General features: G+C 69.5%; 24 protein-coding genes and 2 pseudogenes. 15 read left to right on the top strand and 11 right to left on the bottom strand.

The genetic code is table 11. The features are described 5' to 3' along the window. Nucleotides 1-19: 19 nt before the first annotated feature. The 5 genes from ACFUJR_RS14285 (at nt 20) to ACFUJR_RS14265 (ending at nt 4161) form a co-directional block, all read left to right on the top strand. Entirely contained in the window at nt 20-745 is a 726-nt protein-coding gene (locus tag ACFUJR_RS14285; protein ID WP_383173681.1) for a 2OG-Fe(II) oxygenase, read from the top strand. Nucleotides 746-808: 63 nt separating this feature from the next. Next, nucleotides 809-1615: an aspartyl/asparaginyl beta-hydroxylase domain-containing protein gene (locus tag ACFUJR_RS14280; protein ID WP_383450408.1), complete on the top strand. Its 807-nt coding sequence runs from the start codon at nt 809-811 to the stop codon at nt 1613-1615. Between the two features lie 14 nt (nt 1616-1629). Next, nucleotides 1630-2295: an O-methyltransferase gene (locus ACFUJR_RS14275; protein ID WP_383163616.1), complete on the top strand. Its 666-nt coding sequence runs from the start codon at nt 1630-1632 to the stop codon at nt 2293-2295. A 127-nt stretch (nt 2296-2422) separates the two neighbouring features. Beyond that, complete coding sequence (locus tag ACFUJR_RS14270; RefSeq protein ID WP_383163618.1) at nt 2423-3148, top strand: class I SAM-dependent methyltransferase; 726 nt, start codon at nt 2423-2425, stop codon at nt 3146-3148. Nucleotides 3149-3417: 269 nt separating this feature from the next. After that, a complete protein-coding gene (locus tag ACFUJR_RS14265) occupies nt 3418-4161 on the top strand; it encodes a 4'-phosphopantetheinyl transferase family protein (protein ID WP_383163620.1) in 744 nt (247 codons plus the stop codon). A 29-nt stretch (nt 4162-4190) separates the two neighbouring features. Here ACFUJR_RS14265 and ACFUJR_RS14260 read toward each other — a convergent pair whose 3' ends face one another. After that, entirely contained in the window at nt 4191-5195 is a 1005-nt protein-coding gene (locus ACFUJR_RS14260; protein ID WP_383163622.1) for a helix-turn-helix domain-containing protein, read from the bottom strand. Between the two features lie 179 nt (nt 5196-5374). Between ACFUJR_RS14260 and ACFUJR_RS14255 the strand changes: the two genes are divergently transcribed. The 3 genes and pseudogenes from ACFUJR_RS14255 to ACFUJR_RS14245 all read left to right on the top strand — a co-directional run. Then, the gene (locus ACFUJR_RS14255; protein WP_383163624.1) at nt 5375-5731 is read left to right on the top strand and encodes a hypothetical protein; all 357 of its coding nucleotides are present in this window, start codon (nt 5375-5377) and stop codon (nt 5729-5731) included. Between the two features lie 121 nt (nt 5732-5852). After that, nucleotides 5853-6065 (top strand): hypothetical protein, encoded by a 213-nt coding sequence (locus ACFUJR_RS14250; RefSeq protein ID WP_383163626.1) that lies wholly within the window; start codon nt 5853-5855, stop codon nt 6063-6065. Between the two features lie 90 nt (nt 6066-6155). Further along, a pseudogene (locus ACFUJR_RS14245) lies at nt 6156-6400 on the top strand (LLM class flavin-dependent oxidoreductase); the annotation flags it as partial. Between the two features lie 56 nt (nt 6401-6456). Here the strand turns inward: ACFUJR_RS14245 and ACFUJR_RS14240 are convergent. The 4 genes from ACFUJR_RS14240 to ACFUJR_RS14225 all read right to left on the bottom strand — a co-directional run bounded on the left by ACFUJR_RS14240 (nt 6457) and on the right by ACFUJR_RS14225 (nt 8774). Then, on the bottom strand, nt 6457-6861 hold the full coding sequence (locus ACFUJR_RS14240) for a DNA-binding protein (RefSeq protein WP_383163628.1): 405 nt from the start codon (nt 6859-6861) through the stop codon (nt 6457-6459). After that, on the bottom strand, nt 6858-7106 hold the full coding sequence (locus ACFUJR_RS14235) for a hypothetical protein (protein WP_145488736.1): 249 nt from the start codon (nt 7104-7106) through the stop codon (nt 6858-6860). Before ACFUJR_RS14235 ends, ACFUJR_RS14240 begins: the two co-directional genes overlap by 4 nt. Before the next feature lie 55 nt (nt 7107-7161). Then, the gene (locus ACFUJR_RS14230; protein ID WP_383163630.1) at nt 7162-8322 is read right to left on the bottom strand and encodes a hypothetical protein; all 1161 of its coding nucleotides are present in this window, start codon (nt 8320-8322) and stop codon (nt 7162-7164) included. Nucleotides 8323-8423: 101 nt separating this feature from the next. Continuing rightward, on the bottom strand, nt 8424-8774 hold the full coding sequence (locus ACFUJR_RS14225; protein WP_383163632.1) for a hypothetical protein: 351 nt from the start codon (nt 8772-8774) through the stop codon (nt 8424-8426). A gap of 101 nt (nt 8775-8875) precedes the next feature. Between ACFUJR_RS14225 and ACFUJR_RS14220 the strand changes: the two genes are divergently transcribed. From ACFUJR_RS14220 to ACFUJR_RS14190, 7 genes are all read left to right on the top strand, one after another. Then, nucleotides 8876-9769, top strand: a complete 894-nt coding sequence (locus ACFUJR_RS14220; protein ID WP_383163634.1) for an LLM class flavin-dependent oxidoreductase — start codon at nt 8876-8878, stop codon at nt 9767-9769. A gap of 354 nt (nt 9770-10123) precedes the next feature. After that, on the top strand, nt 10124-11431 hold the full coding sequence (locus tag ACFUJR_RS14215) for an MFS transporter (RefSeq protein WP_383163636.1): 1308 nt from the start codon (nt 10124-10126) through the stop codon (nt 11429-11431). Nucleotides 11432-11454: 23 nt separating this feature from the next. After that, the gene (locus ACFUJR_RS14210) at nt 11455-12645 is read left to right on the top strand and encodes a hypothetical protein (RefSeq protein WP_383163638.1); all 1191 of its coding nucleotides are present in this window, start codon (nt 11455-11457) and stop codon (nt 12643-12645) included. A 118-nt stretch (nt 12646-12763) separates the two neighbouring features. Continuing rightward, on the top strand, nt 12764-13915 hold the full coding sequence (locus ACFUJR_RS14205; RefSeq protein ID WP_383163640.1) for a hypothetical protein: 1152 nt from the start codon (nt 12764-12766) through the stop codon (nt 13913-13915). Further along, nucleotides 13912-14631 carry an HAD family hydrolase gene (locus ACFUJR_RS14200; protein ID WP_383163642.1) on the top strand — a complete coding sequence of 240 codons (720 nt, stop codon included), beginning with the start codon at nt 13912-13914 and terminating at the stop codon, nt 14629-14631. The genes ACFUJR_RS14205 and ACFUJR_RS14200 overlap by 4 nt, the downstream gene beginning before the upstream one ends. Continuing rightward, a complete protein-coding gene (locus ACFUJR_RS14195; protein WP_383163644.1) occupies nt 14628-15602 on the top strand; it encodes a phosphotransferase family protein in 975 nt (324 codons plus the stop codon). Before ACFUJR_RS14200 ends, ACFUJR_RS14195 begins: the two co-directional genes overlap by 4 nt. Beyond that, nucleotides 15602-16546, top strand: coding sequence for a GNAT family N-acetyltransferase (locus ACFUJR_RS14190; protein ID WP_383163646.1), 945 nt, complete (start codon nt 15602-15604; stop codon nt 16544-16546). The genes ACFUJR_RS14195 and ACFUJR_RS14190 overlap by 1 nt, the downstream gene beginning before the upstream one ends. A gap of 24 nt (nt 16547-16570) precedes the next feature. Here the strand turns inward: ACFUJR_RS14190 and ACFUJR_RS14185 are convergent. From ACFUJR_RS14185 to ACFUJR_RS14160, 6 genes and pseudogenes are all read right to left on the bottom strand, one after another. Then, nucleotides 16571-16828: pseudogene (locus ACFUJR_RS14185) on the bottom strand (LLM class flavin-dependent oxidoreductase); the annotation flags it as partial. Next, nucleotides 16804-17256: a hypothetical protein gene (locus ACFUJR_RS14180; RefSeq protein WP_383163648.1), complete on the bottom strand. Its 453-nt coding sequence runs from the start codon at nt 17254-17256 to the stop codon at nt 16804-16806. The pseudogene ACFUJR_RS14185 and the gene ACFUJR_RS14180, both read right to left, overlap by 25 nt. A 38-nt stretch (nt 17257-17294) precedes the next feature. Continuing rightward, entirely contained in the window at nt 17295-17837 is a 543-nt protein-coding gene (locus tag ACFUJR_RS14175) for an RNA 2'-phosphotransferase (protein WP_383163751.1), read from the bottom strand. Nucleotides 17838-17971: 134 nt separating this feature from the next. Then, nucleotides 17972-18943 carry a MerR family transcriptional regulator gene (locus tag ACFUJR_RS14170; RefSeq protein ID WP_383163650.1) on the bottom strand — a complete coding sequence of 324 codons (972 nt, stop codon included), beginning with the start codon at nt 18941-18943 and terminating at the stop codon, nt 17972-17974. Between the two features lie 283 nt (nt 18944-19226). Next, nucleotides 19227-21008 (bottom strand): SDR family oxidoreductase, encoded by a 1782-nt coding sequence (locus ACFUJR_RS14165; protein WP_383163652.1) that lies wholly within the window; start codon nt 21006-21008, stop codon nt 19227-19229. Beyond that, nucleotides 21005-21856 carry a M24 family metallopeptidase gene (locus ACFUJR_RS14160; protein WP_383163654.1) on the bottom strand — a complete coding sequence of 284 codons (852 nt, stop codon included), beginning with the start codon at nt 21854-21856 and terminating at the stop codon, nt 21005-21007. Before ACFUJR_RS14160 ends, ACFUJR_RS14165 begins: the two co-directional genes overlap by 4 nt. Nucleotides 21857-22085 lie beyond the last annotated feature (229 nt).

The following is a 22085-nucleotide window of genomic DNA, read 5'->3' as shown; positions in this document are numbered from 1 at the left end:
AGAGAAAGGCTGAGAATTCATGAATATCGTTGCCAGTGGCGCCCGGTACCGGGTCATCGATGACTTCCTGCCGCCGGACGAGCTCGCGGAGATCCGTTCGCTGATGAAGCGGCGACCATTCGAAGAAGTCGCCAGTGTCATCTATCCGGAGACGGACGGGAATGCCTTCCGCTCCCGTGGAGCCGTGCTCCGACAGGACACCGGGGCGCCGACGGCCGGGTCGCGGGAACAGGGCGCGCAGCCGGCCGCCTTCCGGACGATCCTCCGGGAACTCGGCGCGCACCCGGACATGTTCGGCGCACCCGGGGAGGACTGGACGGCGGTCGGCTTCAGCTTCTGGCAGTACCCCGCAGGAAGCCGACTGGGCTGGCACAACGATGTGGCGACCGGCCGGCTGGGGGAGTTCGTCTTCTTCCTCCACGAGGAATGGAAGGCGCCCTGGGCCGGCGAACTGCTCATCCTGGACGCCGATCCCGAGACCGTCGACGTCGACACGACCGGCATGTCCGCGAAGGAGGCCGTCGAAGCGAAGGCGAGCCTGGCCTCGCACGCCCTGACGGCCGTCGTTCCGAAGCCGAACCGGCTGGTGCTCGTCCAGGAAGGCACCATCCACTGCATCAACCGGGTGGACCCGACGGCGGGGACGACCTTGCGGCAGACGATGACCGGCTTCGTCGCCGGCGCCGCTCCCGAGCCCGAGCAGCGGTCCATGGACCGGCTGACGTCCCTGCTCGGTTCCGAATAGGCGCCCTCCCGGGCACTCGACTATCGGCGTACTGGCATCTCTCGCCGGATTGGAGACTGGAACATGGAAGAACTGTGGATCACCGAAGGCCCCCGGGAGTTCGAACGGTGGCTCGCACAGGGGAAGGTCGACCCCCAGCAGGTCGAGCGCATCAGAGAGGGACTGGAGATCACCGCCGAGGGGCGGGTCGGCGAGGTGGGCGGTCCGCAGACGCCGGAGATCTACTTCCCCGGTCTCACGGCCCGACCGTGGTGGAGCCGCGATGACTTCCCCTGGCTCGACGAGCTGGAGGCCGCCGCTCCCGCGATCCTCGAGGAGCTGAAGGCCCTGGGCGTCGACCTCGACAACGCCGTATCGCATCCCACGGGGCTGGCCGAGGACGGCAAGTGGCGTGCGCTCTACCTGTCGTGCATCGGCCGGCCGTACGCCAAGAACGTCTCCGCCTTCCCGCGCACGCTGAAGACGCTCTCGGCCATTCACGGCGCCACCGACAGCGGCATGACGTACTTCTCGACCATCATGGGAGGTACGCACATCCGCCCGCACTCCGGCTTCAGCAACGCCCACCTGCGCTGCCACCTTTCCCTGGTGGCGACCGAGGGTTCCCGTATCCGGGTCGACTCGGAGACGCGCGCCTGGCAGGAGGGCAAGGCGTTCGTCTTCGACGACTCCTATGACCACGAGGTGTGGAACGAGGGCGAGGAGCGCCGGACGGTGCTGCTCTTCGACTTCTGGCACCCGGATCTCACCCCGCCGGAGATCGAGGCCCTCACGCACATGATGGGCGTCTGGCGGCGCATGTACTCACGGCACTTCTGGGCCCACCAGATGGACGCCTCGTCCCCCGGCCCGACCTCCCTCGCTGCTTAGGAGAACTGTCCGTCATGACTGTCGGCACCTGGTCCGAGACCGAAGCCTTTCTCAGCGGTGTGCTGTGTGCGCCCGACCCCGACCTCGCCCGCGCGCTGGACGTCAGCGAGCAGGCGGACCTGCCGGTCATCAACGTCTCCGCACTTCAGGGCAAGCAGATCAGCCTGCTGGCACGGATAGCCGGTGCCCGGCGGATCCTCGAGGTGGGAAGCCTCGGCGGCTACAGCGCACTGTGGCTGGCCAAGACGCTGCCTCCGGGCGGCCGCATGGTGACCATCGAGAACAATCCGGTGCATGCCGCGGTCGCCGCGGGCAACCTCAAGGCGGCCGGGCTCGACGACCGTGTCGAGGTCCGGGTGGGCAATGCCGCCGAGCAACTGGCACAGCTCGCGGAGGAGAAGGCCGAGCCCTTCGACTTCTTCTTCATCGACGCCGACCAGCACAACAACGTGACCTACTTCGAGAGCTGCCTGCGACTGGGCCGCTCGGGCAGCGTCATCGTCTTCGACAACGTCGTGAGGGCCGGCGAGGTCCGGAACCTGGAGACGTCGAACGGTGCCGTCCGCGCCACCCAGCGGGTGCTCGAGCTGGTCGGCATCTCCGACCGGGTCGACGGAGTGGTCTTCCAGACGGTGGGCCACCGAGGGCATGACGGCATGCTCGTCATCCGGATGAGCTGACAGACGCACGGGTCCTCCGGGCGTCTCCCGACCGGTTCGTCAGGAGACGCCCCGCGGGCCCGCAATGACGGGGAACACCGATGAGTCGTGCCGATCGCAGGGCGTGACCGATGAGGAGGAAACTGCAGTGACCCGTGATATCCGCACCGTGGACGACGTCCTGCATATGCTGGATCGACTGTTCACCGCGGAGACGGACCGCTGGACGGACGGATCCTGCGATTGGTGGGACGAGTTCTACGCCAACCGTTCCCGGGACATCCCGTTCTTCGTCGACAAGCCGGACGAGAACCTGGCCTCGTACCTGGAACGCGGCCTCGTGACATCCGGCCGGGCCCTGGACCTGGGCTGCGGGCCCGGGCGTAACGCCGTCTTCCTCGCCGCGCAGGGCTACGAGGTGGACGCGGTCGACCTTTCCCGTACCGCGGTGGCCTGGGGCCAGGAGAGGGCCCGCGAAGCCGGCGTGGACGTCCGCTTCCACTGCGGTGACATCTTCACCGTAGGTCTGCCGCCCGGCCGCTACGACCTGATCTACGACTCCGGCTGCCTGCACCACCTGCCGCCGCACCGCCGTGTCAGCTACCTGGCTCTGCTGGAACGGGCGCTCGCCCCCGGCGGCCACTTCGCGCTCGCGTGCTTCGCCTCGGGAGCGACGGGATCGAGACTGCCCGACGAGGAGTTCTACCGCACGCGCAGCCTGGACGGCGGACTGGCCTACACCCTCGATGACCTGCGCGGTCTCTTCCCCGCCTTCACCGAGATCGAGCTGCGTGCCATGAGAAGGCAGTCGCCCGACTCCCCGCTCTTCGGCGTGTCGCTCCTGAACACCGGACTCTTTCAGCGCCCGCTGTGACGACGTCCCGGAAACCGCTCGGGGAACCGGACCCGCTCTCGCGGATCAGGCCCTGACCCGGTCTTGGAGGCTGCTGCCCTTCCGGGCCTGACGGCTGCGTTCTCTCCGGTCAGGGGTAAGGGGCGGCGGTGTGGGAGTGAGGGATCGTCGTGGCGCGTCCTGGCCGCGCTCGCGGCTCGGGTCCGTCTCGGTCAGGGCCCGTCGACCCGCCGGGAGATGGCCGCCGTCCTTCGAACCCGTACCCCTTCCGTCCTCGTCGAAGGAGCACCATGTCCACGACGCTGCTGTCCCACGGCGCCCCCACCGCACCCACTCCCGCGGCGCTGGTCACGCCGCGGCTCTACCGCTCCGATCACCTGGCCGAACTCGTCCAGCCCTCCCCGGGCCCGCGGCTGTGGCTGGTGAACCTGGCGGCCGGGGCCGCCGAGCCGGACCCGATGGCCCTGCTCCACGTGAAGGAGCGGGCCAGGGCCACGGCCTTCCGCTCGCCCCTGGACCGTGCCCACTACACGGCCTCACGCATCGCCCTGCGCCGCATCCTCGGGGCCCATCTGGGCCGCGCTCCCGAAGACGTACAGCTCTCGCAGGCCGACTGCCCGTTGTGCGATGCCGGCCACGGCAGGCCGGTCGTCACGGGCAGCTCGCTGCAGTTCTCGCTGTCCCGGCGTGCAGGGTACTGCCTGATCGCCCTGGCCCGTACCGCGGTGGGCGTGCACCTGGAGGCCCACCCGGCGGTGGGGCTCGCCGATGAACTCGCCACCGCCCTGCACCCCCGGGAGCAGGCTCTCCTGGAACTCGCCCCGACCGAGCGGAGGGCGGCCGTCCTCGCCCGTTTCCGGGCACGGAAGGGGGCCTGTCTCAAGGGCCTCGGCACCGGGCTTGCCATGGGTACCGCGCATGACTACGTGGGGGAGGGCGCCGAGGTACCGGGCTGGCGCCTCAACGACGTCGTGGCCCCCACGGGCCTCGCGGCCGCGCTCGCGATCAAGGACACGAACAAGGGGACACCCTGAGGACGGGCGCGGCCGGTCGGGGCGGGTTCTCACTCCTCGCCGGTCAGCCAGCCCTTGGCCACGGCCCGCGAGCCCGCCTGAAAGCGGCTGCGTGCCCCGAGCTTCTCCATCAGGTCCGCGGCGATACGGCGGGCCGTGCGGGGTGAGACACCGAGACGCTTGGCGACCGCGTCGTCGGTCAGACCCATACTCAGGAGGCGGAGCGCCTCCGCCTCCTGGGGGGAGAGGCCACGCTCGTCCTTCCGATCGCGGGAGGAGGCGCCGCCCAGGGGGACGGCGCTGTCCCAGATGGTGTCGAAAAGCGCGCACAGGGCGGTGACGGTGCCGCTCCCGCTGAGCACCAGCGCGCCGGCGCGGCTGTCCCCCTCGTCGGTCGGAACGATGGCGATCCGGCGGTCGAGGAGCATCAGCCGGATCGGCAGGGACGGGGTCGTCCGGACTTCACCGCTGAGTTCGGTGAGCCAACCGGCATAGGCCACAGTCGCCGGGCTGTTGCGGACACTGTCGAGGTAGAGGGTCCGCATCCGGACCCCGCGTCCCAGGAGCGCCTGGTCCTGGGGCTTCGCCGCCTCCATGCTGGCCTCGCTCTGTGCCCCCCCGGGCGCGAGCGTCATCACCTCGGTGCGGACGCCGTGGACCAGGAGCGCGATCCGCTCTCTGATCTCCTCGATCCCGTCGAGGCGTTCGATGCCGTCGATCTGCCTGTGGGGTCGAGCGACGGTGAAATCCGCGGCCAACCGTGCGGCAGCGAGCCGGATCTGCTCGATGCGCTGCTGCTCGGCCGCCAGACGCTCCTGCTGGCGGGCGATGACGGCCTGGATGCCGATCTCCGGGTCCACGGCCCGGAAGCGGTGCGGCTGATCGAACGCGGGCCGCACCAAGGCCAGTTCGCTCAATCTGTCCAAGGCGTGACGCAGTTCGGCCTCGGGTAGGCCGAGTCTCTCTCGGAGCGTGTCGAACTCGGCCTGTGGTTGCGCGAGCACGGCGCGGTACACGTTCTCGCAGACAACGTCCAACCCCAGTGCTTCCAGCATGTTCACCCTCCCCCAGCTGATGATCCGGACGAATCAAAGCACATGCCTCCGGCAGGTGATCAAGGGAATTGCGCAGGCCCCCTGGATGCTTATCGGGGGGGTGGCCGGAATCGGAATTGGCATAAACAGTCCGCTATGGGCGGCTGTTGTACCGTCTGCGATTTCGGAAGGCTGGGGTTATGCGCTTGGTTCATGTCCGTATTCGGCTTCCCGACACCCCTGACGACCTGGGATCCCTCAAGGCCGCGTTCCTCTCCCACGCGACCCCCGAGGACAAGGTCGGTCACATCAGCATCCACCCGGGCGAGGGGGGTGAGCTGACGGTCGGGTTCTTCGTCAGTGCGGCGGCCCTGTCCATGGCAGAGACCGTCGCGTACACGGTGGCGCTCCGAACGCTCAGCGGCGAACCGGTACTCCGACATGCTTACGTCACAAGCTACTCGGCGGCACTGGTTCCGGCCATGCTCGACCGGATGCTCCAGGAGCAGGGGGACGGAGGACGGAACAGGCGAAGGCCGGATGAGGTCAACCCGTGAACCTGGTCAGCGACTCTCGAGAACGCAAGACTTGTCGATGTCAGCAGGGAACAGACCCGAGCGACACACGGGGTGCCGCAGCTGACACATTCCGGTCCTCCCTTTCAAGTAGGAGTTCGTCATGTCTGAGAAGAGCGTGCGCTTCGCCACGAAGTTCGCCGCCGCACTCGCGCTCGTCGCCCTCCCGACCTTCGGGATCGCCGCGGTGGCCACCCACGAGAGCGCCCCGGCCACCTCCGTCGCCAGCACCGGAACGAACGGCCAGACCGGATCCGTCGCCGTCGAGCCGACCCCCGCCCCGACCACGTCCAAGGACACCACCGGCTGGGACTAGTCCCGTGACCTGTCGGAATCGCCGCAGCGTGCGGACGTCACATTCCGGAGTCGAACGGGAACACCCTGAGTCGGACGTAGGCTCGGTGGCATGAGTCTGCGCCTGAGACCGTGATCCTTCCCGTCGACCGCTGGCACGCGGGGGGACGGGCGAAGTGGCAGCGGGCCGAGGATCTCGGCTTCCACTCCGCGTACACCTACGACCACCTCTCCTGGCGCACCTTCCGGGACGGCCCCTGGTTCGGCGCCCTGCCCACCCTCACCGCCGCCGCCACGGCCACGGAACGCCTGCGCCTGGGCACCCTCGTCACGTCAGTCAAGCCTCGTTCACCCATCGCAGCCTGACCTGGGGAAACATACGTCAGGGGCGTCTTGGTCGTGCCCGAAGCGGATCAGATCGCGATGAGTCGGACGCGGTTACCGCACAGCTTGGCCATGTCGTCGACGTCCGACGTGAGCATGGCCACCGGGCCTGGCTGGCGGAGCGACAGCTCGGCGACGGTGGCATCGATCGCATACTTGTGGCCGTGCAAGCCGGCCTCTTTCAGCAGGCCGGCGGCGGCTCTGGCCGCCTGCTCGGTCACCGCTTCCACCTTGACCTGGGAGAGCACCCAGTTCAGTCGGGCGGTGTTCACCCGGGCGTGCACGACTTCCACGATGGTGTTGGCGCAGACCACGAGATCGGCAGCCATCGAGTGGAAGGATCGGATCATCGCGAGCACGGCCCGGTCCTGTGAGATCCAGGCGGACAGTCCTTGGGAGTCCAGTACGACGGACTCGATGCGCTGAGGGTTCACGCGGCGCTCGCCGACTCCTCGTGCCCGCCCGCGCCGAAGATCCTGGCCTGGGCCGCAGCCAGTTCCTCGTCGGTGAACGCGCCGTGCTCCTCCTCGTAACGGCGCAGCTCCTCGCCGAGCAACTGGTGCCTGATCTGGCGGGCGACGGCCTCCGCGACATAGCCGGAGACGTTGTCCGTGAGCCTCTTCAGCTCCGCCACCTGCTCGGTGGGCAGAGTGACCGTGATGCGGGTCGTGTCAGCCATGGAGCCAGCATACTGCGGTATGCGCGCTATCTGTCAGGCTTCTCCGCCTACGAGCTCAGCGCTGGCCGGCACCGAGCAGCTCACTCAGACGGTCGCCGATCACGGACACTCCAGGGCGCGGGTCGCTCTCGTAGTACCAGGGCTTGCGCCGGCGCAGCAGCGCGTCGCCGTGTTCGCTCCAGACGAATCCGGGCTTCCTCAGCAGCTTCCGGAACACGGCGTCCGCTGTCTCCGGGTGAGCGGTGGCCAGCCGGCGGATCGGCAGTGGCGTGATCGACTCCTCGCGCAGGTACGTGCGCAGCAGGCCCTGGTGCCGACTGCGCCCTGCGAGGGCGGGGTCCGCGAAGAGGTCCCGCAGCATCCCGTAGTCGGCGTAGAAGTTGAGCCCGTCGACCTGGTCGTAGAGGACGCCCACGGTGTCCGAGTCCGCCAGTTCTGACGGCAGCTCGAAGAAGGGCAGGTCCAGGCCGGGGAGCCGCCTGCGCGGGGCACGGCTGGGCTGCGCGGCCACGGCTGCCTCCTGGCGGTGGCGGTAGTAGGCGTTGAGGAGGTCCTCGGCCTCGGAAGGAGGAAGAACCAGTTCGTCGCAGCCGCAGAACTCGACGAACGCGGCCCGGTCCTCCCGCATCTGCTTCCACCCCTGCTCGATCTTCTCCGGGTTGCGGAAAACCAGTTCAGGGTGGTGCGTAGCCAGTTGCAGAGCTGCCTGGGCGATCTCGGCGGCGCTGGACCTGGGGTAGCTCGTCATCGCCCCGGACACCAACCACGCCCCGCCGGCCGAGTGGACGGGCACCAGGCAGGTATGGAGAAATCCACCCTTGGACACGCCGCGGAACGCCGCCCGCCCGACGTTCGAGTACGTGCGGTACTCCAGGTCGTCGACAAGGTTCAGCAGGATGACGGCATCGCCGTCCTTGCGCCGGATCTCGAAGACGCCCTCGACCGGGTCACGCCAGCCGAGCAGCATCTCCCGGTCGGCCGCGGTCAAGTCCTTCCGGCCGGTGACGAAGCGGTCCATCACGGTCGAACCGTCCGGCAACCGGTACCGCAGGATGAAGTGGTCGGTGATCCGGATCGCCTCACCCTCGTCCAACTGCCGTTCAGGCCCAGCAGCCTCCAGCAGGAGGGGTGTCAACCACCGGTCGAAGCGGGCACTCTGCGCGAAGGTGACCAGCCGCCCCTTCAATTCGGCGCTGCGCTCGATGAGATCAGCCAATGACGGTTCATGGACACCCTGATGTGCGCCCTGTGCGGCCTCAGCCACGTTCAGCCCTTTCGTACGAGCCGGTTCCGCGTGAAGTGAGAGGTGTCCGGCCCTCAACCGGCCCAGTGGCGGTACGCCTCGATCCTTCCCCGAGCTCTCGGCTCCGCGCGAGCAGGGGAGACCCCGTTCGCCCCCTCGGGCGCCGGGCTGGGCAACGGCAGATCCAGGATCCCGATCGACTGCCGGACGCGACCGCGAGAGCACAGGGCGACGATCATGCCGTCGAGCGTGAGGTCGACACCGTGCACCGTCACCTCGACGCCGAGAACCGTGGTGGTGAAGGGCAGATCGAGGTACTCCTCAGGCATGGTGAACAGACCGGTCCGCTGCTCGTCCTCGCCGTAGGCGTCCACCGTCGCCTCGTCGATCATGGCCTCAAGCTCGGCCCTGTCCAGCGTGCCCATGACGCCACGGTAGCGGCCCGCATCGCGACGTCAGCGTGGCTTCCCGAATCTGCTCCGTCGGCATATCCGTGACAGCGGGAGGCCCGAGTATCGTCGAGGTCATGCGTCTGAGCACGGTGATCCTCCCCATCCACCGATGGGCCGAAGGGCAGAAGATCTGGCGGCGGGCCGAAGACCTCGGCTTCCATGCCGCGTACACGTACGACCACCTGTCGTGGCGGTCGTTCCGGGACGGGCCGTGGTTCGGTGCCGTCCCCACGCTCACAGCCGCAGCTACGGTCACACAGAGTATGCGATTGGGTACTCTCGTGACCTCGCCCAATTTCAGGCATCCAGTGACACTCGCCAAGGAGCTGATCACGCTGGACGACGTCTCCGGCGGGCGGGTCACCCTCGGCATCGGCGCGGGCGGCAACGGCTTCGACGCCACCGCGCTCGGGCAGGAGGCGTGGACGCCGAAGGAGCGGGCGGACCGGTTCGGCGAGTTCGTCCCGCTGCTCGACCGGCTGCTCACCGAGGGCGTGGTCTCGCAGAAGGGCGACTTCTACACGGCTGAGGAGGCCCGGAACCTCCCCGGCTGCGTCCAGCGCCCTCGGCTGCCGTTCGCGGTGGCGGCGACCGGGCCGCGGGGGCTGAGGCTGGCCGCCCGCCACGGGCAGGCGTGGGTGACGACCGGCGACCCGAAGCTGTACGAGGAGGGGACGCCGGAGCAGTCGGTGGAGGCGCTGCGCGGGCAGGTCGCGAGGCTCGGCAAGGCGTGCGCCGAGGCCGGCCGGGACGTGGCCGGCCTCGACAAGATCCTGCTCCACGGCTTCACCCCCGACCGGAACAGGCCGCTGGAGTCCCTGGACGCCTTCGTCGACTTCGCCGGCCGCCACCGCGACCTCGGCTTCACGGAGATCGTGATCCACTGGCCGATTCCCGGTTCGGTGTTCGCCGCCGACCAAGCCGTCTTCGAACAGATCGCCACCGAGGCCATCGCCGAGCTTGGCTGAACCGGCATCGGGGCGCAATCACCCAAGTCCTCTTCTCCGAGCATGACTTGGGGAACTCATCGGATGGGAGGGCAGCACCGCCGGAGTGAAGGGGCAAGCCCGGCTGTCGAGTGAGTACACGGACACCCCACCCTGACTGCCCTGAATTCATCCGGAGTGCCCGAAAGGGTGCTTCCGGCCATCATGGATAACCCTCTTGACGTCTCAACGGGTGGACGCTTAACGTCATGATCGTTTGGCGATTCTATTTGCAGGTGGAACCTGCGCGGGGGATGCGGTAACGGTGCTCGGAATACGTAGATCGACTGTGGTGGTGCGGCCCGAACGTTCCCGGACGGCGGTTCTTTGCCACCGATGTCCGGGAAAGCGGGCCGAAAGCTCGACAACGTGTCCGTAAAGACTGCCGAGAAGGGCACTCCAGAGTTCTCGCGTCTTCTTGGGGCGCCCGCCTTCAGGCGGTTCTTTCTCAGTCGGGCCATTTCCCTCATCGGTGACGCGGTGGTGCCGACCGCGCTGGCTCTCAGCCTCGTGGCACGAGACGCCTCCGCCGTCTGGCTCGGTGCCATGATGGCTGCGGCAATCCTGCCCAAGGTCCTGCTGCTGGCCCTGGGCGGAGTGGCGGCCGACCGACTCCCCAAGCGGCCGCTGATGGTCGCTTCCTCGATCGTGTGCGGTCTTGCCCAGCTCGGCACGGCTGTCACCTTCATGGGTGGCATGTCCCTTTGGTGGGGACTCGCCTGCCAGATCGTCTTCGGCATGTCGATGGCGGTCGGCTATCCCGCGATGTTCGGGTACCTGCCGCATTGCGTCGATTCGAAGAACCTCGGAGCCGCCAACGCGCTCCTCGGCGCCTGGACCGGAATGGCCTCGCTGCTCGGTCCGACCGTGGCAGCGATCTCCGCCGCGCTCGGACCGCCCGCCCTCGCGCTCGCCGCGGACGGGGTGTCCTTCCTGGTCAGCGCCGTGCTCCTGGTGGGCCTGCCGCACGGAGCGCCCACCGGGCCGGCCAACGACGCGGCGGCAGGGCTACCTGAGGGATGGCAGGCGCTGCGCGGGCTGCCCTGGCTGCTGCGGATGACGGTGGTCGACAGCCTCATCCTGCTCCTGGTCGCCGCGCCCTTCATGGTGCTCGGCCCGGGCATCGTGCAGCACCTCACCCCGCATGGGTGGGCCCTGTTGATGGTCTCCTTCGCGGCGGGCGAACTGCTCGGCAGCCTCGCGTGTGGCCGCCTACGCCTGCGTCGCCCGATCCTGACCGCCGCACTCGGGCTGCTGGCCATGGGGCTGCCCCCCTTGCTGCTCGCCGCAGGTGCGGGAGTACCGGCCTTGTGTGTCGCACAGTTCCTCGCGGGTGCCGGCATCGCCGCGTACGGCGTGCTCGTCAACACCGCCATCCAGCAGAACGTTCCGGCCGACCGCCTGTCCCGCGTGGGGGCGATCTCCTCAATCGGCTCGTTCGCCTTCCTGCCGCTCGGTTACGTGCTCGCCCCGCTCATCGCGGGCGTCGTCGGCCCCGAACCGGTGCTGTGGATCGCCGCGGTCTGGACGGTCGCCTCCGTCAGCGCGCTGGTCGCGGACCGTACCCTCCGCGAATTCGGCCCCCAAGCCGGCTCCGAACCATTTCGGAGCGCGGCAGGGCAGCAGCCCCAGAAAGATCTCTGATGTCAGTGAAAAGGTATTCCAGTGTGGCCGAATGGGCCCGCAATATACCGCCGGGAGCAGCAGCTCCGGAAATTGAGCGGACCATTCCGTGGTTGAGTGCGGAAGAGGGGCGGATCACTCGCGAGCAATACATTCTCGGCCATGCCGAAGGTGCGCATCCCCATGCTCGGGTCAGCAACAGGCTCTCGGCGGAATTCGCGACCTGCTATGTGATCCCGCATGACTGCCCGCATACCACCTACGCCACCTGGTCCGTGTTCTTCGGCTCCCCACTGCGGGACCTTCTGCACCGGCTACCCGATCCGCAGGAGACGGAGCGCCTGCGGGGGACGATGGCGGACCTCGCGCGGCGCGCGCCCATCGAAGGCACGGACACCCTTGCCGTGGTCTCCCCGGGGTCGACACAGCCTGGTGTCACCAGCGGTGCGGGTGGAGCCCGGGCCCTGACCGCACTGGTGTCCGAGGCCGAGAACCTCGCGGACGAACGTGCACTGCCGGTGGTGGAGTTCGGCAACGTACGCGACGAACCGGCCTGGGCCCCGTTGCATCGGATACTGCGGGAGCGAGGGTACGTGCCGGTGACAACCGGCGCCGACGCGGTCCTCGACGTCCCCGCCACGGGGCTCGATGCCTACTTCGACGGCTTTCGCTCCCACCGGCGCAAGGTGCTCCGCAAAGAGCGGGCTCGGTTCCTGGCCGGGCAGCCCGACATCACGCTGCTCGGCGCGCAGGGGCTGACCCCGGACCTGGTGGAACTCCAGCTCGACCGGTACCGACGCTACGGGCACGAGGCCGACGCCGATGCCGTGCGTGACCGGTTCGAGCGCGCCGCCGCCGTGCCAGGACTGCGTGTCCTGCGCGCCGACGGAGAAGACGGCCCGCTGGGTTTCGTCGCCTTCTACGAGGACCTCCCGCACCGACGTATCGTCCCGAGGCTCGGCGCCTTCAGCACCGAGGACCGGGGCAGCTACTTCAACCTCGCCTACTACGAACTCATCGCCCATGCGGCGCGCGGCGGCGGCTTCCGCATCCACTACGGGGAGTCGACGTATCGCGCCAAGACCACCCGGGGCTGTCGGCTGACCCGGCTCGTGACCTACTTCCGCGCAGCCGACCCGCTCCTGCACGACGTCCTCACCGCGGCCGGTGCCATCCGGTCGGAGCTCGAGGAACGGGAAATCGCCACCGCCGAGAACATGTTCGCCGCCTCCTGACCCTCGCGGCCTCGCGCGTCGTACCAGGCCATCACAGCAGGCCCGCCCCGGGCGCCCGGCAGACCCTGCCGCCGCAGCCGGGTCGGCTGCGCCTGCCTTCCCAAGAGAGAGACCAACGATGATCGCGTCCAGTGCCAGCACGTCTCTCGTCGGCATGGGTGTCTTCCGCGCCGCAGCCGACGTGCGCCACCTGCAGTCCGTGAACGTCGCCGGCGAGACACACCCGCTGTCCCCCGTCTCCAGCGGCTTCATCGCCATCAGGCCGCAGGGCTTCAAAGAGGACATGACCGCGGCCCTCGGAGCACTCGGCTGGGGCCGGCCCGTGGCATTCGTCGAGGATGCCTGTGGCCTGGCCGAGTTCACCGCGGCTGCCACCGAATCGGAATACCTCCCGGCCGCCGAGGACAGCGCGGAGCCCATCGCCTTCGTCGTTCCCGCCCTGTTCCGCAGCCGCAGGGCCGCCTCGATCACGCGGCGGTTGGACCGGCTCGGGACCATCGCACCGCCCTTGGGTACCCCCGGCGGGCAAGGTGTCGGGGGCGGATCGAAGTCCCAGTCCGTGCAGGCCGTGGGGGTGGGGCCGTGGACGCTCGACGCGGGTGAGGACGCCCTGGGCCCACTCGCCGCCGGCTGGCACGTCGTCATGACCGACTGGACGCACCGCCACACCTTCACCCGGATCCCCGGGCACGAGCGGTTCGTCCCGCACGTGCTGCCCTACCGCTACGGCGACTTCGACCAGAACATCGACCAGGTGGACGAGGCGCTTCGTGAGCTCCACGCCGGCGGTCACCAGCACGTGGGCCTGCTCGTCGAAGGCAACCCGGACACGTACGACGTCCTCGACGGACTGCCGCTGACCGACCGTGAGGTCCACGTCACCCCCGGCATCCCGATCGGCCTCCTCGCTGCCGCGCAGACCGCCCGGCACTTCCGTGACGACCCCTTCGCCCGGTCCTTCGCGTACCTCTCCGGCCTTCATGGCCGCCACAGCCTGCCACCCGAGCAATTCCTCGGGGAGCTCACCAGCTACCTGGCCGCGGGCATCACGTGCGTCCTGGTCGAAATGCACAAGGGCGACGTCGAACTCGCACTCGAAGCCGTCCGGCTCTGCGGAAAGGAGAAGTCCGCCGTGCTGATGAGCGACTACTTCTCCAGCGAGGAGGAGACCTTCTTCCTCCACGGCACCCCGGAAGGGCTGCGGGAAGGATTCCCAGCGGACCGAGGGGGCCTGTCCAGCCTGTTGATCGCCGATGGAGGTCTGCGATGACCCGCCCCCTGCCCGCCGTACTGTTCGACGCCGCCGACACCCTCCTCGAACTGACTCCCGCCTTCCCCGAACTTCTCTCCACCTCCTGGCTCGGAGCCGAGGGAGCGCCCTCTGCGCAGGACGTGCGGGAGGCGCTGTGGGCCATCGGAGCCGAGGGTCACTGGCCCGACGACGAGCCGGACGCCGACGCCCGGCTGGCCATGTGGACCGCGTTCTTCCACGACGCGCTCCGGCGCGCGGGAGGCGCCGACTCCCACGCCGCCGCGCAGCGCGCCGCTCGCTATGCCCTGGACCCTGCGCACTACCGCCTGTACCCCGACGTCCTGCCCTGCCTCGACGCACTGCGGGCCGCCGGTCACCAGCTCGCCCTGGTCTCCAACTTCGACGGATGGCTGCGGGACATCCTCGCGGCACACCAGCTCACCGAGCGGTTCGACGAGGTCGTCATCAGCAGCGAGGTCGGCTTCGAGAAGCCCCGCCCGGAGATCTTCGCCCTGACCTGCCAGCGGCTCGAACGGTCGCCTGCGGAGTGCGTGTTCATCGGCGACTCACTCGTCGTCGACATCGACGGGGCGCGGGATGCCGGCATGTACCCGCTGCTCATCGACCGCTACGGACGCTTCCCCGACCACTCGGGCCCCAGGGTCAGCTCGCTCGAGACCCTCGTGAACCTTGTGTCGAGCCTGCCGATCACCACCATGGAGGACGCCCGATGACCGGTGGAACACCTCTCGAGACGGCCGTGGACACAGAGGCTGTGGCCCGCTCCGTCGCCACCGGGCACGGGCTGACACTCCATGGGCCCGCAGGCGAGGGGGTGGACTTCGTGGTCTGCCGCGTCGGGCACCCCGCTCTCGGCGAGGCGGTGCTACGCATCCCCCGTCACAGGGTGTACCTCTCGCCCTACGGGAACGTCGACAGCGCCGCCCTGGTCCGGCAGGAGCACGAGATCGCCGCGTACCTCGGTCCGCTCGGTCTGCCGGTGGCGACACCGCTGCAATGGATCGAACAGCCGGACGGCCTCATCGTCTCCCTCGCCGCCCATGTCGAGCACGACGACGTGCCGCTCGACGGGCGCGACGTGGGCCGCTTCCTCGCCGCGCTGCACGGCACGGCGCCCCCGTCGGTACGTCTCGCTTACCAGGCGCCGGGCGACTTCACGACCTTCTTCGTCCAGCGGTTGTCCGACCGGCACGCCAACCTGCTGCTCAAGGCCCCGGCCCTGCCGTCCCTGCCCGCCCCCCACCGGATCGAAGCCGCCCTGGAGGCCGCCCGGGCCCCGCATCGCCTCCTGCACCTCGACGTCCGCCGACAGAACCTGCTGGGCCGACAGGGCCGGCTTGCGGCAGTCGTCGATTGGTCCAACGCTCTGATCGGGCCACCGCTCATGGAGCTCGCGAGGGTTGCCGAGTACGCCCTGCTGCCCGACAACGGAATCGACGCGGCGGCCGTCCTGGCCGGCTACGCGGAGACGCTGACGACCCCGAGCCTGGACACTCCGGCGGCCCTGCTGTACCGGCTGGACACCGCGATCATGCTCGCGCTGGTCTTCCACAGCGTGGCCCCGGACGCCGAGCGCGCCCGAGTCCTCACCGCACGGGCGGAGCACCTGCTTGCGCAGCTCCATGCTGCCGTGCGCCCCGCGGACACCGCCGGTTCGTCCCACGAGCAAGGGAGGCAGCGCTGATGGACATCGTCGACCGCTACGGGCTCACAGTCGCCGAACTCACCGCCGAGGAGGCACTCGCCTCGTCCGGCCCCTGGCGCGGGCCGGACGTCGACCTGCTGAGGGTTGTCGATCCCCAGCCAAGCGACCAGGCACGCCTCACGGCCGCCGGGTTCATCGTGAAGCCCGGCTGGGTCAACTGGGTCGCACCGCTACGAGCCTCCGAGGCCGAGTTCCTCGGGGCACTCAGCTCCAACGAGAGGCGCAAGGTGCGACGAGGTCTGGAGCTCGCCGCCTCGGCCGGACTGCGCGTGGAGGTGCGGTCGGAGCTGGAGGAGGGCCCGCTGGAGGAGTTCCTGGGCGTGTACGAGAAGCAGGTCGCCGACATGCGTAACGGCGTGAACCTGGCCCGCGGCGAGCAGCAGTCGCTCCTGGAGCAGTCCGGTTCCCACATCGGTGTCTTCGCGTATGAGGGAAGCCGCATGGTGGGCGGGTGCGTCTGCCGGGTGCGCGCGGACGGCTCCTTGCTCCAGCTGCGCTATGTGGCCACCGCGGATGTCGACCAGCGCGGCTCCCTGACACGCGCCCTGTACATGGCGGCGTTCCAGGCCGGCCGGGACCTGAGCTGCGACCGCATGTCCCTGGGTAACGACACCTCTCTGTACGGGCATATCACCTCTCCCGGCCTGTACGAGTTCAAGAAGCGGCTCGGGTTCACTCCGCTGCCTTCGGAGGCTGTCGACCCTGCTCTGGGAGGCGACGAGGCCGACCGCTTCGTGTCGCTGCGTGCGCTGACCGACCCGTCGCTGCTCCTCGCCCACGATGCCGGGTTCGGCACACTGGATGGTGTGCCGAACCGCACCCAGGGGCTCCGACTGCACATCCTGGCATCGGGGGAGGACGTGGACCTCGCGCCGTACCGAGCGGACTTCCTCAGCGGAGTCGAGGTGACCGTGGTCCCCTGAGGTGAGGCGGCCGAAGCCGTCTCGGCCGAACCACGGTCCGTCCCGGAAGGCCCGCCAGGACAGGTGGTCGTGCGTGTACGCGGCGTGGAAGCCCCGCTCTTCGGCGCGCTGCCGGCGCTCGCGGTCGCCGTCGTGCCGACGGTGGACGGGGTCGTGTCGCCGGTGGACCGGAAGGATCACGGCGCTCGGGCGCGAGCCATGCACCCGAGCCCACGGCGGCCGGTGGGAACCGCGCAGGGCGCGGCGGCCGTCCCGCGTCAGCGGACCCGACCGCTCAGCCAGGGGGTGAGGCTGTCGTCCAGGATGAGTTCCTTGTACGTCTCGTCGCCGGGCAGCGGCACGATCAGACGCCAGCCGGGCGGGAAGAACCTGCCCTTCACATAGGCGAGCCCGCCGTGGACGGAGCGTACGAAGGCGGGGACGTGGTCGCGGGGGACGTCCTCGAAGTCCACGCCGTCGACGGTGATCTTCGCGTCGTCCTCGGGGAAGAGGCGGACGGTGACCGGCGGGGAGCCGCCGAGCTCGACGAAGGCCTCGTGCGGAAGCGAGCCGTCCGGGTCGAGGACGGTGAAGACACCTGCGGAGGTGCGCCGGGAGGTCTGGTCGGCACCGATGTCGTCGGTGACGGTCATCTCCAGGTTGTACTCACGGGCGATCTCGCGGATCGCGGTGACGGCCGACTCGGTGGTGGGCAGATGGGGGTGCGCCATGGGAACGATCATGCCCCAGCGCGGCCCGATCCGGATGCTCAGCCGGGAAGGCGGAGGAACTCCGGGGGGACCGCGTCGGTCAGCCAGACGCCGTTGGCGCTGACGTGGAAGACATGGCCGGCCCGGTGCATCGCTCCGGCGTCGACGCCGAGGACGACCGGGCGGCCGCGGCGGGCGCCGACGCGGGTCGCGGTCTCCCGGTCGGGGGAGAGGTGCACGTGGTGGCGGGCCATGGGGCGCAGACCCTCGGCCCGGATGGCGTCCAGCCGGGCGGCGACCGTACCGTGGTAGAGGTACGCGGGCGGCTCCGCGGGCGGCAGGTCGAGGTCGACCTCGACGGTGTGGCCCTGGCTGGCGCGGATGCGCGTTCCCTCGATGGCGAAGCGCTTCTTGTCGTTGGCGGCGACGACATGGTCCAGTTCGGCCCGTGTGATCGGGAATCCGTTGGCCGCCGTCGCGCGCAGAAGGTCGTCGATCTCGGTCCAGCCGTGCGCGTCGAGGGCCAGTCCGATCCGCTGGGGCTGGTGTCGCAGGTGTTTCGAGAGGTACTTCGACACCCTCACGGTGCGTCTCTCGTCCATCGGTCTGTTCATGACGCCAGGATGCCGGAGCGTGGATCGGTCGACCAATGAATTCGCCGGCGATGTTTGATCCACAGCGAACTGCGGTTATCCACAGGTGAATTGGCGATTCTGTGGACAACGAGCCTGTGCTATCAGTGCATTTGGGCTACTTCACTATCTTCAGGGCGATGTGAGGCAAGAGTGTCCAATGTTCGTGTCTGCACCTCGCGTTCGGCGGCCGCGGTGATGAACGCGGCCACGTTCTCGGCGCCAACCAGGCGCTGTACGGCCCGAATCGTGCTGGCGGGGAGGGCCACCGGGCGAGGCTCGTCACCGCGTACCGGTGGGGGCTCCGGGGACAGATGGTGCTGGAGGTGCCGCGTGGCGAACAGACGCATGGCCCGCGCGAGTTCCGCGTCCACCGTCTGCTGGGCGAGCGGTCTCAGCTTCCGTACCATCGCCGCCGCCTCGACCGCGTCGGCGTCCGTCGGCGGCCGGTGCTCCAGATAGCGCGCGAAGACGTGCTCGGTCGTGAACTCCAGGAAACGCGAGGCGATGTGCTCGACCTGGACGCGAAGTTCCCGCAGATGCCCGGAGATCGCCGGAAGCGGGACGCCCGCCTCGTACAACTCGGCCGCGACCGCCAGTTCCTGGGGGCTCGGGACCAGGAACTCGTCCTCCCGGTCCGGGATCCGCTCCAGGACACCGAGGGCGATCGCCTCGCGGATCGCCTCCTCGTCGGGCTTGCCGCCGAAGGTGGCGTCCAGATCCGCACGGGAGATCCGGTCGGCCTCTTCGTCCGTCCACGGGCCGTCGACCTCGGCGACCAGACCCAGGACGCCGCCGAGGCCGCGCCCCGCGTCCCACGCCTCCAGGAGCTCCTTGATCGAGGCCAGGGTGTAGCCACGGTCGAGCAGGTCCGCGATCTGCCGCAGCCGGGCCAGATGCGTGTCGCCGTACACGTTGGACCTGCCCCGGCGCTCGGGCCGGGGCAGCAGGCCGCGGTCCTGGTAGGCCCGGATCGTGCGGACCGTGGCACCGCTGTGGTGGGCCAGATCCTCGATCCGGTACTCCGCCGGGGAGGCCTGTGCCGAGGGGACCCCCTGTGCTGTCTGCTCGGACAAACCCACTCCCACGCTCGATCCTGCTACCCGATCGCGGTCCTGCGCGGGGAGCTCTCCCGCGAGGGATGGTACGACCGTCGGCCGGGACGGGGCACGGCCACGGCCGCCCCGACCCCGTCCGTCCGGCCGTCGCCGCTCGTACCGTCCCCGCCACCGGGCCCGTTGCCGCCGACGCCACCGGGGCTGTCGCCGTCACCGTTGCCGGGCCTCACCGTCACCGCCACCGGGCCTGCCGCCGTCACTGCCGCCGTCCCCGCGGCCGGCGCCCGCACGGGTCGGGTCCTCACGTCGGCGGCTCCAGGCGGGCTATCGCGCGCAGCGCCTTCGGGGCGAAGCGGGACATGAGGTGGGCGCCGCGCGCCTCGGGGGTCACGGGGACGACGGCCTGATCACGGACGACGGCGCGCAGGATCGCGTCCGCGACCTTCTCCGGCGGGTAGTTGCGCAGGCCGTAGAGCCGGGAGGCCTTCTTCTGGCGGCGCTTCTCCTCCTCCTCGCCGGCCCCTGCGAACCGGGCCGTCGCGGTGATGTTCGTGTTCACGATCCCGGGGCAGATCGCCGAGACCCCGATGCCCTGGTCCGCCAGCTCGGCGCGCAGGCACTCGCTCAGCATGAGCACGGCCGCCTTCGACGTGCTGTACGCGGGCAGGGCACGGGAGGGCTGGAAGGCCGCGGCGGAGGCGGTGTTGACGATGTGACCGCCCTGGCCGCGCTCGGCCATCTGCCCGCCGAAGATCCGGCAGCCGTGGATGACGCCCCACAGGTTGACGTCGAGGACCTTCTTCCAGTCCTCGCTGGTCGTGGCGAAGAACGAGCCCGAGAGGCCTATCCCCGCGTTGTTGACGAGGACGTCGACGATTCCGTACTCGCTCGCGACCTTCGCGGCGAGCTTCTCCATGGCCTGTTCGTCACTGACGTCCACGGTCTCGCCCCAGGCCTCGGGGGCGCCGATGAGCCGGGCCATCTCCGCCGTACGCGCCGCCCCCTCGCCGTCCCGGTCGACGGCGACGACCCGCGCACCGGCCTCGGCGAAGGCGAAGGCGGTGGCGCGGCCGATGCCGCTGGCCGCACCCGTGACCAGCACCAGCCGACCGCCGAACCTCTCGGCGTACACGGGATCGGCCGTGCTCTTCGCGGCCGTGCTCGGTGCCTTGGTGGCCGGGTCCTCGTTCGCCCGGACGAACTCGGTGATCCAGGAGGCCAGTTGGTCGGGCCTGGTACGCGGGACCCAGTGCTTGGCCGGCAGGGAGCGCCGGGTCAGGTCCGGGACCCAGGCCGCGAGGTCGTCGTGGAGCCGCTCGGACAGGAACGCGTCGCCGGTGGGCGTGATCAGCTGCACGGGCGCGTGTGCGTACGCGTCGGCGCGCGGCCGACTCAGCCGGGAGCGGACGTTGTCACGGTAGAGCCAGGCCCCGTGGGCGGCGTCGTCGGGCAGCGACGGCGTCGGATAGTCGCCGCTCGGGACCTTCTCGACGCGCTCCAGAAGCCTGGGCCACCGCTTGCCGAGCGGTCCGCGCCAGGCGAGCTCGGGCAGGACGGGGGTGTGCAGCATGTACACGTACCAGGACTTGGCGCCCTGGCCGAGGAGCTGGCCGATCCCGCGCGGGGTGGGCCGGGTCATGCGCTGCTTGATCCAGTGTCCGAAGTGGTCGAGGGACGGGCCGGACATGGAGGTGAAGGAGGCGATGCGGCCTTCGGTGCGCGGGACGGTCACGAACTCCCAGGACTGCACCGAGCCCCAGTCGTGTCCGACCAGGTGCACGGGCCGGTCCGGGCTCACCGCGTCCGCGACGGCCAGGAAGTCGTCCGTCAGCTTCTCCAGCGTGAAACCGCCGCGCAGCGGAGCGGGCGCCGTGGACCGCCCGTGGCCCCGGACGTCGTACAGCACGACGTGGAACCGCTCGGCGAGCCGGTGCGCGACCTCCGACCAGACCTCCTTGGAGTCGGGGTAGCCGTGCACGAGCAGGATCGTCGGCCGGGTGGAGTCGCCCAGCTCGGCGACGCACAGCTCGATCCCGCCCGTACGGACCCAGCGCTCCCGCGCCCCGTCCAGTGCCGCCGTCATGCCGCCGCCCCCTCTTCGTTCCAGCGCCGCACGTGCGGCAGGTCGTTGTCCAGCCAGAAAGCGCTCTGTTCGGGGTCCCTGGAGTCGGTGACGACGAGGATCTCCTCGAACTTCGCTCCCGTACCCCGGAACCCGAGGTGCGGCTCGACCGCCCACAACCCCGGCCGGGGCGGGTGGTCGGAGAACGTGTACGGCGACCAGAGCGGCGACCAGCCGTCGCGATGGCCGTGGATCGCGTCGCTCGCGAGGCCCTTCAGCGACTGGGTGCCGAAGCCGAAGAGGGTGGGGGACCAGCGGCGCTCCCGGACCCGGTCGATCTTGTGGGCGATGACGCCGAAGGGATACGCGCGGTGTCGGTTGGCGTACCCCTGGCGGACCATGAGCCGGTCCACGTCCTCGTAGATCTCCCGCAGCGAGCGGCGCTCGCGCACCTCGGCCAGGATCAGTTCACGGTGGGCCCGGAGGTCGGTCAGGAGCTTGTCGTGGACCGGGTTGAGGCCCAGACAGCCGGAGTAGCCGATGTCCGAGGTGTAGCCCTTGTACACGGGGGCCATGTCGAGGATGAACGGCATCCCCGCTTCGAGGCGCCGGTTCGTGGGGAAGAACTGCAGCGGGATCTTGAAGTCGACGAAGGCCGTGCGGTCGCCGAACCAGGCGAAGGGCCGGTGGAACCAGTCCCGGACACCCCGCTCGTACAGCCAGTCGCGCTGCATCTTCGCGGCCTCGCGCTCGGTCACGCCCGGCCTGAGCTGCCCGGCGACGGCTTCCGCGCACTCGTACGAGAGGCGCTGCACTTCCCGGAACCCGCGCAGCTCCGCGGTCGGTTCGCTTGTCACTGCTGAGGCCATGCCACCCGTCCGTCCCGTGAACATCCGTGTGTGCGCTACGTGGTCGTAACTTGACACTGATGAATGTGACAATGCCCGGCGGCTACGTCAAGAGGTGTGCAGGACGCCTGTGGAAAACCCGGTGGGGTCGCCGGCGGAAAGACTTTGGTCTCGACTCCCCTACGGGTCTGTACGACTGGAGTCGTACAACGATCGAGCCGTTGGGCTGACGACTCCTGTGGCGCACGCC

The organism is Streptomyces sp. NPDC057271, from assembly GCF_042668715.1.
Lineage (GTDB): Bacteria > Actinomycetota > Actinomycetes > Streptomycetales > Streptomycetaceae > Streptomyces.
The sequence above is the reverse complement of the archived record's forward strand: the minus strand, read 5'-3'. Positions and strand labels throughout refer to the sequence as shown.

Excerpts from the sequence above, each read along its gene's own strand:
- ACFUJR_RS14285 (WP_383173681.1), top strand. The coding sequence starts at position 20 with ATGAATATCGTTGCCAGTGGCGCCCGGTACCGGGTCATCGATGACTTC.
- ACFUJR_RS14280 (WP_383450408.1), top strand. The coding sequence starts at position 809 with ATGGAAGAACTGTGGATCACCGAAGGCCCCCGGGAGTTCGAACGGTGG.
- ACFUJR_RS14275 (WP_383163616.1), top strand. The coding sequence starts at position 1,630 with ATGACTGTCGGCACCTGGTCCGAGACCGAAGCCTTTCTCAGCGGTGTG.
- ACFUJR_RS14265 (WP_383163620.1), top strand. The coding sequence starts at position 3,418 with ATGTCCACGACGCTGCTGTCCCACGGCGCCCCCACCGCACCCACTCCC.
- ACFUJR_RS14260 (WP_383163622.1), bottom strand. The coding sequence starts at position 5,195 with ATGCTGGAAGCACTGGGGTTGGACGTTGTCTGCGAGAACGTGTACCGC.
- ACFUJR_RS14255 (WP_383163624.1), top strand. The coding sequence starts at position 5,375 with ATGCGCTTGGTTCATGTCCGTATTCGGCTTCCCGACACCCCTGACGAC.
- ACFUJR_RS14250 (WP_383163626.1), top strand. The coding sequence starts at position 5,853 with ATGTCTGAGAAGAGCGTGCGCTTCGCCACGAAGTTCGCCGCCGCACTC.
- ACFUJR_RS14235 (WP_145488736.1), bottom strand. The coding sequence starts at position 7,106 with ATGGCTGACACGACCCGCATCACGGTCACTCTGCCCACCGAGCAGGTG.
- ACFUJR_RS14225 (WP_383163632.1), bottom strand. The coding sequence starts at position 8,774 with ATGGGCACGCTGGACAGGGCCGAGCTTGAGGCCATGATCGACGAGGCG.
- ACFUJR_RS14220 (WP_383163634.1), top strand. The coding sequence starts at position 8,876 with ATGCGTCTGAGCACGGTGATCCTCCCCATCCACCGATGGGCCGAAGGG.
- ACFUJR_RS14215 (WP_383163636.1), top strand. The coding sequence starts at position 10,124 with ATGTCCGGGAAAGCGGGCCGAAAGCTCGACAACGTGTCCGTAAAGACT.
- ACFUJR_RS14205 (WP_383163640.1), top strand. The coding sequence starts at position 12,764 with ATGATCGCGTCCAGTGCCAGCACGTCTCTCGTCGGCATGGGTGTCTTC.
- ACFUJR_RS14200 (WP_383163642.1), top strand. The coding sequence starts at position 13,912 with ATGACCCGCCCCCTGCCCGCCGTACTGTTCGACGCCGCCGACACCCTC.
- ACFUJR_RS14195 (WP_383163644.1), top strand. The coding sequence starts at position 14,628 with ATGACCGGTGGAACACCTCTCGAGACGGCCGTGGACACAGAGGCTGTG.
- ACFUJR_RS14190 (WP_383163646.1), top strand. The coding sequence starts at position 15,602 with ATGGACATCGTCGACCGCTACGGGCTCACAGTCGCCGAACTCACCGCC.
- ACFUJR_RS14180 (WP_383163648.1), bottom strand. The coding sequence starts at position 17,256 with ATGGCGCACCCCCATCTGCCCACCACCGAGTCGGCCGTCACCGCGATC.
- ACFUJR_RS14175 (WP_383163751.1), bottom strand. The coding sequence starts at position 17,837 with ATGGACGAGAGACGCACCGTGAGGGTGTCGAAGTACCTCTCGAAACAC.
- ACFUJR_RS14165 (WP_383163652.1), bottom strand. The coding sequence starts at position 21,008 with ATGACGGCGGCACTGGACGGGGCGCGGGAGCGCTGGGTCCGTACGGGC.
- ACFUJR_RS14160 (WP_383163654.1), bottom strand. The coding sequence starts at position 21,856 with ATGGCCTCAGCAGTGACAAGCGAACCGACCGCGGAGCTGCGCGGGTTC.